This window comes from Streptomyces spiralis (assembly GCF_014654675.1).
Classification (GTDB): domain Bacteria; phylum Actinomycetota; class Actinomycetes; order Streptomycetales; family Streptomycetaceae; genus Streptomyces; species Streptomyces spiralis.
Window position 1 is genome coordinate 317,154 of sequence record NZ_BNBC01000001.1, and the last position, 17,075, is coordinate 334,228.

Below are 17,075 nucleotides of genomic sequence, written 5' to 3' on the forward strand. Positions count from 1 at the left end.
AGGCGAACCCCCGAAGTGTCGCTCAATATATGTTCATGTGCTTATTCATACGGAAGGACGCACGATGACGGACGGTCACGCGGCCCAGGCGCTGACGCCCGCTCAGGCTTTCGACTCGCTCTACGCCTTCTGCGCCCCGGCCCTCATACGCCAGGCCTACCTGCTCACCGGCCGCCGCGAGCGGGCACGTGCCGCCGTGGAGCGCGCCTTCCAACTCGCCTGGCAGCGCTGGCCCGAAGTGGCCCACGACCGGGACCCGGCGGGCTGGATCCGGGCCACGACGTACGAGTGCGCCCTCTCGCCCTGGCACCGCTTCATACCCCGCAGGCGCCTCCCCGACCCGCCGCCCGATCCCGTCGATCGCGCGTTCCAGCGGGCGCTCCTGCGGCTTCCGCCGTCGTACCGCCGCACACTGGTGCTCTACGACGGGGTCGGCCTCGACCTGCCGGAGACGGCGGCGGAGACGGAGGCCAGCACCCCGGCGGCGGCGAACCGGCTGCTGCACGCCCGGGAGGCCGTCGCCGCACGCCTGCCGGAACTGGCCGACCCGGCGGAACTGCACCGGCGCCTGGTCCGGCTGGCCTCGGCCGGACACCTCGCGGCGGCCGGGTCGCCGCCCTCGTCACCCTCGCCGTCGGCCTTGGCCCCCTCCGCGTCGGCCTCGTCCTCCCCGTCCGTCAATCGTCCGACCGCCGGACCGCCGATAGCCGGGCCGGTGGCCCTGCGGGCCGCCGGGGAGCGCACCTCCCGTTTCTGGGCCCGGTCCGCCATCGCGCTCACCGTCATCATCGTCGGCGCGACGGCCCTCACGCTGCGGACGGCCCCCACCCACTATCTGGCGCCGGTGTCCCCCGGCCGTCCGGTCCAGGAACTTCCCGCGCAGGGCATGCTCGGCCCCTTGTCGCAGCAGGAGCTGAAGCTGAGCACCAAGCTGCGCAAGGAGGCGGCGGGAGGGCCGGCACGACTGGAACCGGAGGCGCGGTAGCGAGAGTGGGGGCTCCGGCCGGACATGGCGGTGGGCCCGCCCCCCGCGAAGGGGACGGGCCCACCGATGTTCCGTCAGGAGACCGAAGCCTGCTCAGCCGGCGAGGATCTCGCGGGCGAGCTTGGCCGTCTCGGTCGGGGTCTTGCCGACCTTGACGCCGGCGGCCTCGAGGGCCTCCTTCTTCGCCTGGGCGGTGCCGGAGGAGCCGGAGACGATGGCGCCGGCGTGGCCCATGGTCTTGCCCTCGGGCGCGGTGAAGCCCGCGACGTAGCCGACGACCGGCTTGGTCACGTTCTCCTTGATGAAGGCCGCGGCCCGCTCCTCGGCGTCGCCGCCGATCTCGCCGATCATGACGATCAGGTCGGTGTCGGGGTCGGCCTGGAAGGCGGCGAGGGCGTCGATGTGGGTGGTGCCGATGATCGGGTCACCGCCGATGCCGACGGCCGTGGAGAAGCCGATGTCACGCAGCTCGTACATCATCTGGTACGTCAGCGTGCCGGACTTCGACACCAGGCCGATGCGGCCCGGCTTGGTGATGTCGCCCGGGATGATGCCGACGTTGGACTGGCCCGGGGTGATGATGCCGGGGCAGTTCGGGCCGATGATGCGGGTCTTGTTGCCCTTCTTGCCGGCGTACGCCCAGAAGGCGGCCGAGTCGTGCACGGCGATGCCCTCGGTGATCACGACGGCCAGCGGGATCTCGGCGTCGATGGCCTCGACGACCGCGTCCTTGGTGAACTTCTCCGGCACGAAGATGACGGAGACGTCGGCGCCGGTCTTCTCGATGGCCTCCTTGACGGTGCCGAAGACGGGTACCTCGGTGCCGTCGAAGTCCACGGTCTGACCCGCCTTGCGCGGGTTCACGCCGCCCACGACGTTGGTGCCGTCACCGAGCATGAGCTTGGTGTGCTTCATGCCGGTGGCGCCGGTCATGCCCTGGACGATGACCTTGCTGTCCTTGTTGAGCCAGATAGCCATGGTGTCTTGATGTCCTCGTCCTCGGTGCTTACTTGGCGGCGGCCAGCTCGGCGGCCTTGTCGGCCGCGCCGTCCATGGTGTCGACGCGCTGGACCAGCGGGTGGTTGGCGTCGGTGAGGATCTTCCGGCCCAGCTCGGCGTTGTTGCCGTCGAGGCGGACGACGAGCGGCTTGGTGACCTGCTCGCCGCGACCCTCCAGGAGCTTCAGGGCCTGAACGATGCCGTTGGCGACCTCGTCGCAGGCGGTGATGCCGCCGAAGACGTTGACGAAGACGGACTTGACGTCCGGGTCGCCCAGGATGATCTCGAGGCCGTTCGCCATGACCTGGGCGGAGGCGCCACCGCCGATGTCCAGGAAGTTGGCGGGCTTGACGCCGCCGTGCTGCTCACCGGCGTACGCGACGACGTCCAGGGTCGACATGACCAGACCCGCGCCGTTGCCGATGATGCCGACCTCGCCGTCGAGCTTGACGTAGTTGAGGCCCTTCTCCTTGGCGGCCGCCTCGAGCGGGTTGGCGGCAGCCTTGTCGTGGAGCTCCTCGAAGTCGGGGTGACGGAACTCGGCGTTGTCGTCGAGGGACACCTTGCCGTCGAGGGCGATGACCTCACCGGAGGCCACCTTGGCGAGCGGGTTCACCTCGACCAGGAGGGCGTCCTCCTTGATGAAGGTGTCCCACAGCGTGATCAGGACGTTCACGACCTTGTCGGCGACCTCGGCCGGGAACTTGGCGGCCTCGACGATCTCGCGGGCCTTGGCCTCGTCCACACCGTCGATGGCGTCGATCGCGATCTTGGCGACGGCCTCGGGACGGGTGGCGGCCACCTCCTCGATCTCCATGCCGCCCTCGACGGAGGCGATGGAGAGGAAGGTCCGGTTGGCACGGTCGAGGAGGAAGGAGACGTAGTACTCCTCGACGATCTCCGGAGCCGTCTCGGCGATCATGACCTTGTGGACCGTGTGGCCCTTGATGTCCATGCCGAGGATGTCCGTCGCGCGGGCGACGGCCTCGTCCGGGGTGGCGGCGAGCTTCACGCCACCGGCCTTGCCTCGACCACCGACCTTCACCTGAGCCTTGACGACCGACTTGCCGCCCAGCCGCTCGGTGATCTCGCGCGCCGCCTCAGGCGTGTCGATGACTTCACCGGCCAGCACCGGTACACCGTGCTTGGCGAAGAGGTCCCTCGCCTGGTACTCGAACAGGTCCACGCGCTTCCGTCCCTATCAGTGATCTCGCGGTTCGTTGGATGCGTGGGCGTGCCGCGAAGGGCAACGTGACGTCCGCTCTGTGTCACAAGGGAGGCGCACACGGTGTCCGAGCGCGCGGCATGTCCATCTCGCAGGTTATCTCCGCTCGCGGACGGGCCCTAAATCAGGGGTCACACGTGAGCGGTGATACCTGTCACATGATGCCGCGCTCTCTGGCACCGCGTGCCGGAGGTGCGGGACCTCACCGGGCTGGGGTTGACCCGGTGAGGTCCCTTCAACAGCCCCGAAGGGCTCAGGGCGGATGATCCCCACCCCAATGGGGACCAGCGGCCCTTCCGCGGAGTTCCAAGGGGCTGCCGGACGAACCGACGGTTTTCGGCCATCCGGGTCCCCCGGGTCCGCGGAGTCGAGGGTCTGCGGGAAGGGGCCGGGTCCCGTCCCCTGCCTGCCGGGGAAGTCCTCCGGGCAGGGCTGCCGAGCAGAGCTGCCCGGAAGGGCTGCCGGGAGGCTGCCAGGAAGGCTGACGGAAGGGGAGGGGCCCGGATGCCCGGATTCGCCTAGCCGGGGTATACGGGGACGTCCTCGCGCACGTCCCGGGTTCCGGCCGCCGCGAGGGAGGTGACGGTGCTCCGCTCCCGGGGCAGCGGGGCCCGGCCGCCGGAGGTGACGGCGTACAGGTCACCGTGGACCGGCTCGCCGGAGTCGGCCGTCGACCGCGTGCCCACGACCCCGTCCGGGTCGCCACCGGGCGCCTGCTGGGCGGGGGCCTGCGGGGTCACGGAGGGGTGGAGCGCGGCGCGCGAGGTGCCGTGCGTCGCGGGCTGCCCGGAGGACAGGTGCAGCGGGTGTGCCGACCGCGGCCCGAAGGTGATCACCGCGGTCGGCCCGGCGACGCGCTCGGCCGCACGGGGGTGTCCGTCGGCGCGGTCTCCGTCGACACGGTGCCCGGCGGGCGCCGCGACGACGGCACCGGGCGGATGCTGCGGAAGGGGCTGGGGCCGGGACTCGGAGGCCGTGGGGGCAACGGGCGCGGGCAGCGTGACAGGTGCGGGCAGCGCGACTGGCGTGGGCAGCGCGATGGGCGAGGGCAGTGCGATGGACGTGGGCAGCGCGATGGACGTGGGCAGCGCGGGGAGCGGCAGCACGCTTCCCGCGTCCCCGAGCCCGGACGGGCCGGTCACGGGTGTGTCGGGCAGGCCGGGCAGGTCCGGGAGAGCCGGCAGGCCGGGGAGGTCCGGGAGAGCCGGTAGGGACACCGCCCTAGGAGCCTTCGCCTTCGCCTTCGCCGTGGCCACCGCCGGCTCGGTCGCCGGACGGACGACGCGGACCTGCACCGGGAGGGCCGGCAGGGCCTCCTGGCCGTGATCCGGGCGGTCAGTGGCCGCGTCGCGTCCGGTGGCCGCGTTCAGGACCGCGTCGGGCAAGGGCACCCTCGGCCCGCCCTCCGCGGCATGCGCCCGCTCCCCGCAGAGGAATCCCAGGGCGAACAAGGCCCCCACCAACAGGACCAGTTGCAGCGCACGCCGCCCGGCCGCCGTGCGCATCACGCGCAGGACGGCAGCGGTCAGGGCTGCTGGCACGGTCAAGAGGGGACGGTTCCTTCCCAAGCGGGCGACACACCGCCGAACGAGGCATCGATCCTCGCACGGGAGTCCAGCGGTCGCGCAAGCCCGCTGTTACCGATGGGTAGGCATGTCCGTTTTGCCGGCCGGAAGCGGTCGACAAGTCGTCACCGTCGCGTCAGTCTCCCTCCGTTGGGCGGTCGTCCGTTGAGCGGTCCTCCCATGGGCGGTCCTCCGTGCGGCGCCGTTCCTCATGCGGTGTCGGGTATCGGCAGCGGGCGCTTCTCGATCGCCGCCGCCATCACCTCGGGGAACAGGTCGGGTGTGCAGGCGAACGCCGGTGCGCCGAGCGCCGCGAGCGCTGCCGCGTGCTCCCGGTCGTAGGCGGGCGCCCCCTCGTCGGAGAGCGCGAGCAGCGTCACGAACTGCACTCCCGACGCCTTCATCGCCGCGACCCGTTTCAGCATCTCGTTGCGTATGCCTCCCTCGTACAGGTCGCTGATCAGCACCACCACCGTCTCCGCGGGCCGGGTGATCTGCGACTGGCAGTACGCCAGCGCCCGGTTGATGTCCGTGCCGCCGCCGAGCTGGGTGCCGAAGAGCACGTCGACCGGGTCGTCGAGCTGGTCGGTGAGGTCGACGACCGCCGTGTCGAACACGACCAGCCGCGTGCTGATCGACCGCATGGACGCCAGCACCGCCCCGAACACGGACGCGTACACGACGGAGGCCGCCATGGACCCGGACTGGTCGATGCAGAGGATCACCTCCTTCTTCACGGACTGCGACGCCCGCCCGTAGCCGATGAGCCGGTCGGGCACGACCGTCCGGTACTCGGGCAGGTAGTGCTTGAGGTTGGCCGCGATCGTGCGGTGCCAGTCGATGTCGTGGTGGCGGGGCCGGTTGACGCGCGCGCTGCGGTCGAGGGCGCCGGTGAGCGTGGCCCTGGTCCGGGTGGCGAGCCGCTTCTCGAGGTCCTCGACGACCTTGCGCACCACCGCGCGCGCCGTCTCCTTCGTCGTCTCCGGCATCGCCTTGTTGAGCGAGAGGAGGGTGCCGACGAGGTGTACGTCCGCCTCCACCGCCTCCAGCATCTCCGGCTCCAGCAGCAGCGTCGCCAGGCCGAGCCGGTCGATGGCGTCCCGCTGCATGACCTGCACGACGGAGGACGGGAAGTAGGTCCGTACGTCCCCCAGCCAGCGCGCCACCGAGGGCGCCGACGCCCCCAGCCCCGCCGAACGGTCCCGGGCAGTCCGGCCCGACTGCGGCTTGTCGCCCTTGCCGTAGAGCGCGGCGAGCGCCCCGTCCATCGCCGCGTCCCTGCCGGACAGCGCGCATCCGGTGCCGTCGGCCGCGTCGCCGCCGAGCACGAGCCGCCAGCGCCGCAGCCGCTCCTGCGCCGGGTCCGCCACGCCCGCGTCGTAGCCCTCCGCCGTCGTCATCGCGCCACCCCCGCGAGCTCCTCGCCGAGGGCCCCCTGCGCCGCCGTCCCGGCTGCCTGTACGTCTTGTACGTCATCCACGTCTTGTACGTCGTCCGAGCCCAGCAGCAGCCGCAGCACCGGGAGTACGGCGTCCGCCCGTTCCTGGTCGAGGTCCGCGGCGAAGCCGGGCACACCGGCCGCCGTGGCCCCGGTGATGCCGCCGCCCCGTCCCGGCCCGCGCCGGACCAGCTCACCGAGTGTTCTGCGTACTCCCGGCTCGTACGCGGAGAAGGTGCGGCGCAACAGCGGCAGCACATCGGTGAACGCCGCCGCCGGCACCCCGGTCAGCCAGGCGTCTACCAGTGCGAGCAGCCGCTCGTCGTGCACGAGCAGCATTCCGCCTCCGCCGCCGACGAAGCCCTCGATCCAGGCGGCCGCGTCCGGTGGTGGGGTGCCCGGTGACAGCGCGAGCCCCATGAGCCGTGCCGCCTGCTCCTGCTCGACCTCCCCGTCGTCGAGCAGGAGCCGCACCGCGCGCCCCCGGATGACTCCGGGAACGGTGTCGCGCCCCGACAGCACCCGCAGCACACCGTGCCAGCGGAGGCGCAGGTCCGCGTGACCGGCCGTGAGGGTGTCGCCCAGCAGGCCCACGGCCGTGTGCACCGCGTCCACATGGCGCCGCATCTCCTCGGCCCCGTCCGCGTCCAGGGCCGAGCAGGCCGGGGGAAGGCCGACGAAGACGCGTTCGGCCAGGCCCGCGGCGACCTCGGCCAGCGCCCCGGTGTCCGTGCCGCGCACGTCGCCGTAGCGCAGGGAGCGGACCAGGGCCGGGAGCGCCTGGGCGAGGTGTCCGACGTCCGCGTCCAGCGCCGCACGCTCGGCGAGCACCCGCATCACCACGGGCAGCGCGTCGGTGAGTTCGGCGAGCAGGCAGCGCTCGGCGAGAGCGGTCACGTCCGCGAGGGCCTGCGCGCCGACGGCGTCCGCCTCGGCCTTGGCGGTCGCCGCGGAGAGCACGGTGGTCCCCCACACCCCGGCCTCGGCGACCCGCACCGACAGCTCCGGCTCCCAGCGCAGCCGCCAGGTCTCCCGGAACGTGCCCGTGCTGCCCCGCGAGTCCGTCGGCTCGCCCCAGCCGACGCCCAGCAGCCCCAGCCGGTGCAGCAGCCTGCTCCGCCCCGCGTCGGTCTCCTTGCGCAGGTCGAGCTCCAGCTCCCGCTCCAGGGCCTCGGGCTTGAGCCGCAGGCGCCGCTGGAGGCGGGCGAGGTCGCGCTGCAACGGGACCGCCGGCGCCGACTCGGGCACCTCGCCCAGCACGTCCCCGACCACGAGCCGGTCGCACACCAGTGCCAGTGGCACGTCGGAGCCGTCGCACATGACCGCCCGTACGGCGTCGGTCGTCTCGCTCAGTCCGGGCAGCGGACGGCCGCGCATCGCGGCGAGGGTCTCCGCCAGCCGCACCGCCTCGATGACGTGCGCGGATGACACGATCCGGTCCTCCTCGCGGAGCAGCCCGGCCACCTTGGTCAGCCATCGCTCGACGGGCCGGTCCGACACGCCGAACAGGTGGGCGTACCAGCCCGGCGCGTCGATGCCCGCGCCGTAGCCGCTGAACCGGGACAGCCGGCGGTGCGTCCACGGCACCCATGTCATGTCCGCCTTGACCTTGGGCAGTCCCTTCAGCAGCGCCCGGTCGGCGGCGACGGCGGCCTTGCGCCGCAGCGCGGGCACGTGCCACGCCCCGCACACCACGGCCACCCCGTCCCCGAACTCCCGCTGCGCGGCTCGCACCTGGAGCCGCATATGGGCCTCCCGCACGAGGTCCCGGTCGCCGCCACCCCCGCTTCCGTACGTCTCCCGGAGCGCCCCCATGGCCTCCTCCAGCGCCGCGAACGGGGCGAACGCGTCGCCCTGCCCCGGGCCGCGGTGCTCGACGACGTCCTCCCACCAGCGCTCGGGGTCGTCGTATCCGGCGGCCTCGGCGAGCACGGCGAGCGGGTCGACGCGCACGTCGGCCTCCGGCGATCCGGTTCCGTCCGATCCGGCCCCGTCCGACCCGGCCCCGTCCGATCCGGCTCCCGCCGGGTGCTCCGCGGTCCCCTCCCCCGCGGAGCCCCGGCCGTCCCCGGAGGTCTCGGCCTTCTCGGCATCCGGGTCGGTGCCGGCGTCGTCCCTCCCCCACGCCAGCGTGTGCGTGGCCGGGAGGTCCATGAAGCGGGTCGGAACGCCGTGTTCCAGCGCCCAGCGGAGGGCGACCCACTCCGGGGAGAACTCGGCCAGCGGCCAGAACGCGGAACGGCCCGGCTCGTCCACGGCATGGGCGAGAAGGGCGACCGGGGGCCGCATGCCCTCCTCGGCGGCGAGCGGGATCAGCGCGTCCGCCTCCGGCGGGCCCTCGATCAGCACCACCTTCGGCCGCGCGGCCTCCAGCGCGGCCCGCACCGCCCGCGCGGATCCCGGCCCGTGATGCCGCACACCGAGCAGCAGCGGCTGCGCGGCGGCCCGGCGGCCCAGTGCCCCGTCAACCCCTGTCACACCGTCCCCCTCGTTCCTGCCGTCCGCCCCGTCGGCTCCTTCCGTACGGCCCATGCCGTCCGGCTCGCCCGCCCGTCCAGCTGGCTCGTCGTCGGAGCGGCCCCGCGCGGCGCCGCCCGTCAGCCGCCCCGCCCCGCCCGGGCTCACGCTGATGCTCATGCCGCTCACGCGCTCACCTCCCGGCAGGCCCGGTAGAAGTCCTTCCAGCCGTCGCGCTCGCGGACCACCGTCTCCAGGTACTCCTGCCAGATCACGCGGTCGGCCGCCGGGTCGCGGACGACGGCGCCGAGGATGCCGGCGGCCACGTCGCCCGCGCGCAGCACACCGTCGCCGAAGTGCGCCGCCAGCGCCAGGCCGCCGGTGACCACCGAGATCGCCTCGGCCGTCGACAGCGTGCCGCTGGGCGATTTCAGCTTCGTACGGCCGTCGGTGGTGACGCCGTCGCGCAGCTCGCGGAAGACGGTCACCACGCGGCGGATCTCGTCGATGCCGTCCGGCACGGCCGGCAGGTCCAGGGAGCGGCCGATCTGGTCGACGCGGCGGGAGACGATGTCGACCTCGGCCTCCGGGGTCTCCGGCAGCGGCAGCACCACCGTGTTGAACCGTCGGCGCAGGGCGCTGGACAGGTCGTTGACGCCGCGGTCGCGGTCGTTGGCCGTGGCGATCAGGTTGAAACCGCGGACCGCCTGCACCTCCTCGCCCAGCTCCGGTATCGGCAGGGTCTTCTCCGAGAGGATCGTGATCAGCGTGTCCTGCACGTCGGCCGGGATCCGGGTCAGCTCCTCGACGCGGGCGGTCATGCCCTGGGCCATGGCCCGCATGACCGGGCCGGGCACGAGGGCGTCGCGGCTCGGGCCGTGCGCCAGCAGCTGCGCGTAGTTCCACCCGTAGCGGATCGCCTCCTCCGGTGTGCCCGCCGTGCCCTGCACGAGCAGGGTCGAGTCGCCGCTGACCGCGGCGGCCAGATGCTCGGACACCCAGGTCTTGGCCGTGCCGGGCACGCCGAGCAGGAGCAGGGCGCGGTCGGTGGCGAGGGTGGTGACGGCGACCTCGACGATGCGGCGCGGGCCGACGTACTTCGGTGTGATCACCGTGCCGTCCGGCAGGGTGCCGCCGAGCAGGTAGGTCGCCACCGCCCACGGCGACAGCTTCCAGCGGGCCGGGCGCGGGCGGTCGTCCTGCGCGGCCAGCGCGGCCAGTTCGGCGGCGAAGGCGTCCTCGGCGTGCGGCCGCAGCGCTTCCGCACCCTCCGCGCCGGCCGCGTTCGCGGGCGCGGAGTGGTTCTGGCTCGGTGCGACGGACGTCGGTTCCACGGACACAGACATGGCTGAGGCCCCCTCCAGCTCGGCCGGTTCGGATCTGTCACCAACCGTGCACCACGCCACTGACAATCCGTGCCGACCTGCGCAAACGCCCTCGCCGGACCGATTGTCAGTGGGGGGATCTACCGTCGAAGGCATGACTCAGCAGGGGGTGCGCTGGGGCGCGGACCAGGTGCTGGCACTGGCGCCTGACGACGCGTCACGCAAAGCGGGAAGCAAACTCGGCGTCGCCGGGCCGTGGTCGCAGGCGGGGAGTTCGGACGAGGGGACGGTGTGGGGGCTGTGCAAGGGCAGCGGCAGCAGGCCGTATCAGACGGTCGTCGACATCGCCGACGCGGCGGGGCCGGCGTACAAGTGCAGTTGTCCGAGCCGCAAGTTCCCGTGCAAGCACGCGCTCGGCCTGCTGTTGCTGTGGGCGGCAGGGGAAGATGCGGTGCCGCCCGGGAGCGTGCCGGACTGGGCGGAGCAGTGGACGGCGGGCAGAAGACGGAGGGCCGCGGAGACGCGGGCGGCCGGGGCGTCCGGTGCCGGCTCGGGCGCGGCCGATCCGGAGGCGGCGCGGCGCCGGGCGGAGCGCCGGGCCGAGCGGATCACGGCGGGTGCGACGGAGCTGGAGCAGCGCCTGGCGGATCTGCTGCGCGGCGGTCTGGCCGCGGCCGAGCAGGCGGGGTACGGGCTGTGGGAGGAGACGGCGGCCCGCATGGTCGACGCGCAGGCCCCCGGACTGGCGGCCCGGGTGCGGGAGCTGGGGGCCATCCCGTCGTCCGGTCCGGGCTGGCCGGTGCGGCTGCTGGAGGAGTGCGCGCTGCTGCACCTTCTGGACCAGGGCTGGCTGCGCCGCGAGCGGCTGCCTGAGTCGCTGGCGGCGACGGTCCGCTCCCGCGTCGGCCTGCCCGGCTCCGCGGACGGCCCCCCGGTGCGGGACCGCTGGCTGGTCCTGGCCCAGTACGACACCGCGGACGCGAAGCTCACCACGCGCAGGATCTGGCTGCACGGCGCCGACTCCGGCCGTACGGTCCTGCTGCTGTCCTACGGAGCCGCCGGGCGCGCCCCGGAGCTGGCGCTGCCGGTGGGGCTGGCCCTGGACGCGGAGGTGGCCGCGTATCCGGGTGCCGGGCAGCTGCGCGCGGCCCTGGGCGAGCGGTTCGCCGCGCCGGAGCCCACGCGGATACGCCCGCCCGGTGTGACGACGGCGCAGGCGGCCGCGCGCTACGGGGAGGCGCTGCGGGACGACCCGTGGCTGGAGTCGGTGCCGGTGACGCTGGAGGAGGTGATACCGGTGCCGGACGGCGACACCTGGCAGCTGGCCGACGCCGTGTCCGACTCCGCGCTGCCCCTGACTCCGCCGGCCCTCGGCAGGCCGGGGCTGTGGCGGCTGGTCGCGCTGTCGGGCGGGGCGCCCCTCACGGTTTTCGGCGAATGCGGACACCGCGGGTTCACTCCCCTGACGGCGTGGCCGCGAACCGAGGGACCGGCGGTCGCACTCTGCTGACCGGCCGCCCACCGTCCGTGACATCGGTGCCTGTTACCGGCTTTTCCTGTCCGGCGTTGGAGTGACGTCACCGCGGCGGGCGGGGCGTCCTCGGCACAGCGGGAAACATCACCCGAAAGGCGCACACCGACCACCACCGCGATTCACCCACCCACCCGTCCTTTCTCACCGATTCACGAATTTCTTCCGCGCCAGGGGAAACCCGGACCGGGTGACCCTCCGGCACCGGCAACGGAAAGGAAGCTCATGATCAGGACCTCCGCCCCGGTGGAGGCGCCCGCCGCGGGCGCCTGGGAGGAGTCGGTCACCGCCGCCCTGCTCGGCACGGACCGCCGTACGCCCCCGGGCGGCACGCCCGGCCGGGAGGCTCCGGTGGCGCTGCTGGACACGGCGGCCGTGCAGACCCTGCGCCGACGGGCGGGGCTGCGTCCCGGGCGGGCGGCCGAGCGCCCGCAGCCGGCGGCCCCGGATCCGCGCCCGGCGCTGCCCGAGGCGGCTGCCCGCAGACTCTCGGTGCTGCTGGCCGACCGGCCCGGCCCGGCGGGCGGCGGCCGCAGAGGCACGGCACCCGACCTGATGGAGCTGCTGCCGCAGTGGCTCGCGGCGGCGAACGCGCACGGCTACGCGGCACCCCCGGAGGCCCTGCCGGCGCTGCTGGACGCGGCCCGGGGCCGTACGGACCTGCGCCCGGCCGCGCTGGCCTTCGCGGGCCCCCGCGCGCTGTGGCTGGCCCGGCTCAACCCGGAGTGGCGGTTCGCCCTGCGGGCGGCCCCGGGCGGCGGCTCGGCGCTGCCCGGCCCCGACGACGCGGAGCGGATCCGGCGGCTGTGGGAGGAGGGCCTGTTCGCCGAGCGGGTCGCCCTGCTGGCCGCGCTGCGGGAACGCCGGCCCGCGGCCGGGCGGGAGCTGCTCGCCGCCACCTGGGCGACGGAGCGGGCCGAGGACCGGCTGATGTTCCTCGACTCGCTGCGCACCGGGCTCGGCCCGGACGACGAGCCGTTCCTGGAGCAGGCGCTCGCCGACCGCAGCCGCAACGTACGGGCCACGGCCGCGGAGCTGCTCTCCGCGCTGCCCGGTTCGGCGCTCGCCGCCCGGATGGCGGACCGGGCAGCGGCCTGTGTGGCCGTCGACCACATGCGCGGCACGCCGACGATCGCCGTCGAGGCCCCCCACGAGTGCGACGCGAACATGGAGCGCGACGGTGTCGTACCCAAGGCTCCGGCGGGGAGGGGAGAGCGGTCGTGGTGGCTGGGGCAGCTGCTGGAGGCGGCCCCGCTCGGCACGTGGTCCGCACGGCTGGGCGGGCGGACCCCGCAGGACATCGTGGCGCTGCCGGTGGCGGACGACTGGCAGGGCGAGCTGCACGCGGCCTGGTGCCGGGCGGCGGTGCGGCAGCGGGACGCACAGTGGGCGCGGGCACTGCTGGGGGCGCCCGCGGCACCCGGGGCCGGCGGGCCGGGCGCGGTGTCCCTGGCCGAGCGCGCCAGACTGCTCGGCACGCTGGACGCCGCCGAGCGGGCCGACTGGGTCGCCGGATTCATCGCGGCGCACGGGCTGTCCGAGGCGTTTCAGCTGCTCGGGGTGTGTGCGGTGCCGTGGGCCGCGCCGCTCGGACGGGCGGTGGTCGACGCGCTCAACATCGCGCGGGACGCAGGGAGCTACCCATGGAGTTTCAGTGGAGTGATGGGACTGGCCGAGCGGTGTCTGGACCCCGCGGAGGCGAACCGGCTCGACGGACTTCTGGCGGTGCCGGACGAGGCGGAGGACGCGTCGCCCGGGGCCGGGGGCTACTGGGCGGAGGCGTTCCAGCGGCTCGTGACGACCTTGCGGTTGCGCCACGCCATGGCCGAGGAACTCGCCGACCGGGCCGGCTGAGCCCCAGCCCGCGTCCGGACGGCCGTCCCCGGCGGCTGTGCGCGCAGACCCTCGGTGGGCCCGAGCAGCCCCGTCCTCGCACGCCGGCCGGGCCGGTGCCCCGCGGCCCGCGCCGACCGGCGCAGGCCCCTGGCCGGCCGGCGGAGCTCCTAGGCCTCGGCCGGCTGGCGGACGTTCGCCCTGACCCAGTCCACGATGGACTGCGTGGTCGCGCCCGGGGTGAAGATCTCCGCGACGCCCTTCTCCTTCAGCGGCGGAATGTCCGCCTCGGGGATGATGCCGCCGCCGAAGACCACGATGTCCTCGGCGTCACGCTCCCTGAGCAGGTCGATCACGGCGGCGAACAGCGTGTTGTGCGCGCCGGAGAGGATGGAGAGCCCGATCGCGTCGGCGTCCTCCTGGATGGCGGTGTCGACGATCTGCTCCGGGGTCTGGTGCAGCCCCGTGTAGATGACCTCCATGCCGGCGTCGCGCAGCGCCCGCGCGATCACCTTCGCACCCCGATCGTGGCCGTCGAGCCCCGGCTTGGCCACCACCACGCGGATCGGACCGGCTGCCACACCCATCACTGCCTCCATGAAGCGATTCCATCCGTGCCCTGCGGGACGGACGCCCGGCACCACATCGTCCGGGGAAGTGAACGAACGTTATCGCCAGCATCCCGCAACCGGCAGTTTCACGGTGCGGACCGAGGGGGAAATCACACGGTGGGACACTTCCCCAGGCTCCGGGCACGAGTGAGGCTGTGGGAACAAGCGCCACGGGAGCCGCAACAAGGTCGTCTCGGGCACGAAGGACACACCGGACGGGTACGGCACGACAACGGGGGCCCTCGTCGCCACACCGGCGGGGAGCCCCGTCACCTCTTCGGCGTCTGGCACGCCGCGCGTCGCGCGATCCGCCCCGCGTACCCCGCTCATGCCCCGTCCCGCGCCTTCGCCGCGGCTGCCCACGAGGGCACCTGGGGGACACAGCCGTCCTCCCGCGTGCCGACAGGAGGTCGGCCATGAAGGTCACCAGCGTCGCAGACCCGATCCTTCCGTTCGCGCAGCGCCTCCTCCCGATCAAGATCGCGGGACTGTCGCTGGCCCTTCTGAAGGCGACCGCCCTGGAACTCGCGATCCTCGCGGGGCACGTCCTGCTCTATCCCTCCGGAATCATCCAGGAGCGCCGGGCCCAGGCCCAAGCGATGACCTCGCCCGACGGCACCGCGCAGCTGCCGACCGAGGCCAAACCCCCGGTGGTGCTGCTGCACGGGTTCATCGACAACCGCTCGGTGTTCGTCCTGCTGCGCCGCAACCTCGCCCAGCACGGCCGTCATCGGGTGGAGTCCCTCAACTACTCGCCGCTGACCTGTGACATCCGCACCGCCGCGGAACTGCTGGGGCGGCACATAGAGGAGATCTGTGAGCGCACCGGCAGCGAGCGCGTGGACGTCGTCGGTCACAGCCTCGGCGGCCTGATCGCCCGTTACTACGTGCAGCGGCTCGGCGGCGACCTGCGGGTGCGCACCCTCGTCACGCTCGGCACCCCGCACTCCGGCACCCGCGTCGCGCCGCTGGCCAACGCCCATCCGATCGTGCGCCAGATGCGGCCCGGCTCGGAGCTCATCGAGGAGCTGTCCCGCCCCGCTCCCGGCTGCCGCACGCACTTCGTCAGCTTCTGGAGCGACCTCGACCACCTGATGGACCCGCTGGAGTCGGCCTGCGTCGAGCACCCGGACCTCCAGGCCACGAACATCCAGGTGAGCGGCATCGGCCATCTCGCCCTGCCCGTGCACCCCGCCGTCGCCAGCGGGATACGGCAGGCCCTGGACACCGTACGGCCGGGCGACCCGTCCGCCACGCGCGCCGACGGCCTCACCGTGGCCTGACAGGACATTGACCCATCAGGGTCGAACCCCGCCTCGAACACAGTCCCAAGGGAGTGTCCGCACTTCGGCGAATCGCGGTTGATTGCCCGATTCCCGGTGCGGGAAACCTGCGGAAGATTGTCGCGCCCGCGTACCGCCGGGTACAGTCGCCGCACTGCTCTGGCAGCCCCTGTTGTCGAGGCGAAAGAGAAGTTGGTGAACGACCGTCACCCGTCGGGGACCGCGACCACCCCGGCTCCGGCCTCCGATGACGCCTCGGCGCCCTACGCGCCCTACGGCGGACAGGAAGCCGCGTACGGTGACTTCACCACGTACGGCGACTACGCCGCGACCGGATATCACACCGGCACGCACGCCACGGCGAGCTTCGCGACGGACCCCCTCTTCGGCCACTTCTCCGCCGACGGCGCGCAGTCGACGGGCGCCTACGACGCCACCCAGTGGTCCACGGACACCCAGCACACCCCGACCTACGACGCGTACGCGGCTCAGCACCACGCCGCCGCCTACGACACCGGCGCGTACGACACGACGGCCTGGGCCACCGGATACCAGCAACTCGCCGCCGTACCACAGCAGTCCGGACCGGTGGACGTCAGCGGCCAGTGGGACGCGAGCGCCTGGCTCCAGCCCGGCGGGGCCGAGCAGACCGACCCGCTCGGCGGGGCGGGCCAGGCCGATGCCGCGGCCGGCCACACCCAGCAGTGGGACTGGGGCACGCAGATCTTCGACTCAGGCGCGTACGACGCCACGCAGTGGAACACCGACGGCGCGGCAGGAGACACCACAGCCACGGCCGCCGTCACCGCACCATCCGCGCCCTCCGCGGACGGCGACCAGTTCGGCGAGACCGCGGGATACGACGAGTACGACCAGTACGGCGGCCCCGAGCCGCAGGGCGAAACCGGCTCCGGCGAGGCCGAGCCGGCCGCCACCGGCGAGCTGCCCGCCGTCCCCGGCCTGCTCGAGGACCAGGAAGAGACCGCCCCGCCTCCGGCCCCCCGCGCGGGCTCCCCCCGCGCGGGCTCCCGCAGCGCGGGCCGTTCCCGGCGCCGCCCGGCCAAGCGTTCCGCGCTGCTGACCGTGGCGGTTCCCTCGGCCTGCGTGATGGGCGTCGCCGGCATCGCCGCCGCCTCCGTCGGCGGTCTCACCGACGACGGCAAGGACACCTCGGCGTCCGCGTCCGACGCGCACCCCGTGCAGCCGGCCACCGCGAACAACAAGCTGGACACCCAGTTGCAGAGCCTGTCCGCAGGCGCCGACGACTTCGCCGACCGCGCCAGCCGTACGCAGGAACGTATCGACCTCAAGGCGCAGCAGGAGGCCGAGAAGAAGAAGGCGGCGGAGGAGGCGGCCCGCAAGGAGCGGCTGCGCCCCAAGTTCGTCCTTCCGGTCCTGCAGAGGGGGCTCAGCGCCTACTTCGGCCAGGCGGGTGTGAACTGGATGTCGGTGCACACCGGCATCGACTTCCCCGTCTCCTACGGGACGACGGTCATGGCCGCGACCGACGGCACGGTCCGCACCCAGTGGAACAGCGCCTACGGCAACATGCTGATCCTGACGGCGAAGGACGGCACGGAGACGTGGTACTGCCACCTCTCCCGGTACCAGGTTCCCTCCGGTGCCGTCGTCAAGGCCGGGCAGCCGATCGCGTACTCCGGGAACTCGGGCAACTCCACCGGCCCGCACCTGCACTTCGAGGTACGGCCCGCCGGCGGGGCGCCCATAGACCCGCTGCCGTGGCTGCGCAGCCACGGCCTGGACCCCACGTGAGCACCTGAGCACCCTGAACACCACGGAGCCCCCGCCCTTCCGGCGGGGGC

Annotated in this window: 12 protein-coding genes; 5 read left to right on the forward strand and 7 right to left on the reverse strand. The window is 73.5% G+C overall.

The window, feature by feature from the left end:
- Positions 1-64: 64 nt before the first annotated feature.
- The gene (locus IE318_RS01470) at positions 65-985 is read left to right on the forward strand and encodes an RNA polymerase sigma factor (protein ID WP_229903272.1); all 921 of its coding nucleotides are present in this window, start codon (positions 65-67) and stop codon (positions 983-985) included.
- A 93-nt stretch (positions 986-1,078) separates the two neighbouring features.
- Here IE318_RS01470 and sucD read toward each other — a convergent pair whose 3' ends face one another.
- The 6 genes from sucD to IE318_RS01500 form a co-directional block, all read right to left on the reverse strand.
- Positions 1,079-1,963, reverse strand: a complete 885-nt coding sequence (sucD, locus tag IE318_RS01475; RefSeq protein WP_030165389.1) for a succinate--CoA ligase subunit alpha — start codon at positions 1,961-1,963, stop codon at positions 1,079-1,081.
- A gap of 28 nt (positions 1,964-1,991) precedes the next feature.
- Positions 1,992-3,170 carry an ADP-forming succinate--CoA ligase subunit beta gene (gene sucC, locus IE318_RS01480; protein WP_030165386.1) on the reverse strand — a complete coding sequence of 393 codons (1,179 nt, stop codon included), beginning with the start codon at positions 3,168-3,170 and terminating at the stop codon, positions 1,992-1,994.
- A 557-nt stretch (positions 3,171-3,727) separates the two neighbouring features.
- Positions 3,728-4,756, reverse strand: coding sequence for a hypothetical protein (locus IE318_RS01485; RefSeq protein WP_189895661.1), 1,029 nt, complete (start codon positions 4,754-4,756; stop codon positions 3,728-3,730).
- 227 nt (positions 4,757-4,983) lie between these two features.
- Positions 4,984-6,174, reverse strand: a complete 1,191-nt coding sequence (locus tag IE318_RS01490; protein WP_189895662.1) for a VWA domain-containing protein — start codon at positions 6,172-6,174, stop codon at positions 4,984-4,986.
- Complete coding sequence (locus tag IE318_RS01495; protein WP_373311043.1) at positions 6,171-8,744, reverse strand: DUF5682 family protein; 2,574 nt, start codon at positions 8,742-8,744, stop codon at positions 6,171-6,173. Before IE318_RS01495 ends, IE318_RS01490 begins: the two co-directional genes overlap by 4 nt.
- A 110-nt stretch (positions 8,745-8,854) precedes the next feature.
- Complete coding sequence (locus IE318_RS01500; protein WP_189895663.1) at positions 8,855-10,015, reverse strand: ATP-binding protein; 1,161 nt, start codon at positions 10,013-10,015, stop codon at positions 8,855-8,857.
- A 133-nt stretch (positions 10,016-10,148) separates the two neighbouring features.
- Here IE318_RS01500 and IE318_RS01505 point away from each other — a divergent pair, with 133 nt between their 5' ends.
- Entirely contained in the window at positions 10,149-11,504 is a 1,356-nt protein-coding gene (locus tag IE318_RS01505) for an SWIM zinc finger family protein (RefSeq protein ID WP_189895664.1), read from the forward strand.
- 246 nt (positions 11,505-11,750) lie between these two features.
- On the forward strand, positions 11,751-13,379 hold the full coding sequence (locus IE318_RS01510) for a DUF5691 domain-containing protein (protein ID WP_189895665.1): 1,629 nt from the start codon (positions 11,751-11,753) through the stop codon (positions 13,377-13,379).
- Between the two features lie 149 nt (positions 13,380-13,528).
- Here the strand turns inward: IE318_RS01510 and icmB are convergent, their stop codons facing one another.
- On the reverse strand, positions 13,529-13,945 hold the full coding sequence (icmB, locus tag IE318_RS01515) for a coenzyme B12-dependent isobutyryl CoA mutase small subunit (RefSeq protein ID WP_030165367.1): 417 nt from the start codon (positions 13,943-13,945) through the stop codon (positions 13,529-13,531).
- A gap of 440 nt (positions 13,946-14,385) precedes the next feature.
- On the opposite strand from icmB, the gene IE318_RS01520 reads away from it, so the two are divergent.
- Together IE318_RS01520 and IE318_RS01525 are read left to right on the forward strand one after the other, a co-directional pair.
- Positions 14,386-15,252 carry an esterase/lipase family protein gene (locus IE318_RS01520; RefSeq protein ID WP_030165365.1) on the forward strand — a complete coding sequence of 289 codons (867 nt, stop codon included), beginning with the start codon at positions 14,386-14,388 and terminating at the stop codon, positions 15,250-15,252.
- 195 nt (positions 15,253-15,447) lie between these two features.
- Positions 15,448-17,025 (forward strand): M23 family metallopeptidase, encoded by a 1,578-nt coding sequence (locus IE318_RS01525; RefSeq protein WP_229903274.1) that lies wholly within the window; start codon positions 15,448-15,450, stop codon positions 17,023-17,025.
- The last annotated feature ends 50 nt before the right edge of the window (positions 17,026-17,075 follow it).

Excerpts from the sequence above, each read along its gene's own strand:
- IE318_RS01470 (WP_229903272.1), top strand. The coding sequence starts at position 65 with ATGACGGACGGTCACGCGGCCCAGGCGCTGACGCCCGCTCAGGCTTTC.
- sucD (WP_030165389.1), bottom strand. The coding sequence starts at position 1,963 with ATGGCTATCTGGCTCAACAAGGACAGCAAGGTCATCGTCCAGGGCATG.
- IE318_RS01490 (WP_189895662.1), bottom strand. The coding sequence starts at position 6,174 with ATGACGACGGCGGAGGGCTACGACGCGGGCGTGGCGGACCCGGCGCAG.
- IE318_RS01495 (WP_373311043.1), bottom strand. The coding sequence starts at position 8,744 with ATGGGCCGTACGGAAGGAGCCGACGGGGCGGACGGCAGGAACGAGGGG.
- IE318_RS01500 (WP_189895663.1), bottom strand. The coding sequence starts at position 10,015 with ATGTCTGTGTCCGTGGAACCGACGTCCGTCGCACCGAGCCAGAACCAC.
- IE318_RS01505 (WP_189895664.1), top strand. The coding sequence starts at position 10,149 with ATGACTCAGCAGGGGGTGCGCTGGGGCGCGGACCAGGTGCTGGCACTG.
- IE318_RS01510 (WP_189895665.1), top strand. The coding sequence starts at position 11,751 with ATGATCAGGACCTCCGCCCCGGTGGAGGCGCCCGCCGCGGGCGCCTGG.
- icmB (WP_030165367.1), bottom strand. The coding sequence starts at position 13,945 with ATGGGTGTGGCAGCCGGTCCGATCCGCGTGGTGGTGGCCAAGCCGGGG.
- IE318_RS01520 (WP_030165365.1), top strand. The coding sequence starts at position 14,386 with ATGAAGGTCACCAGCGTCGCAGACCCGATCCTTCCGTTCGCGCAGCGC.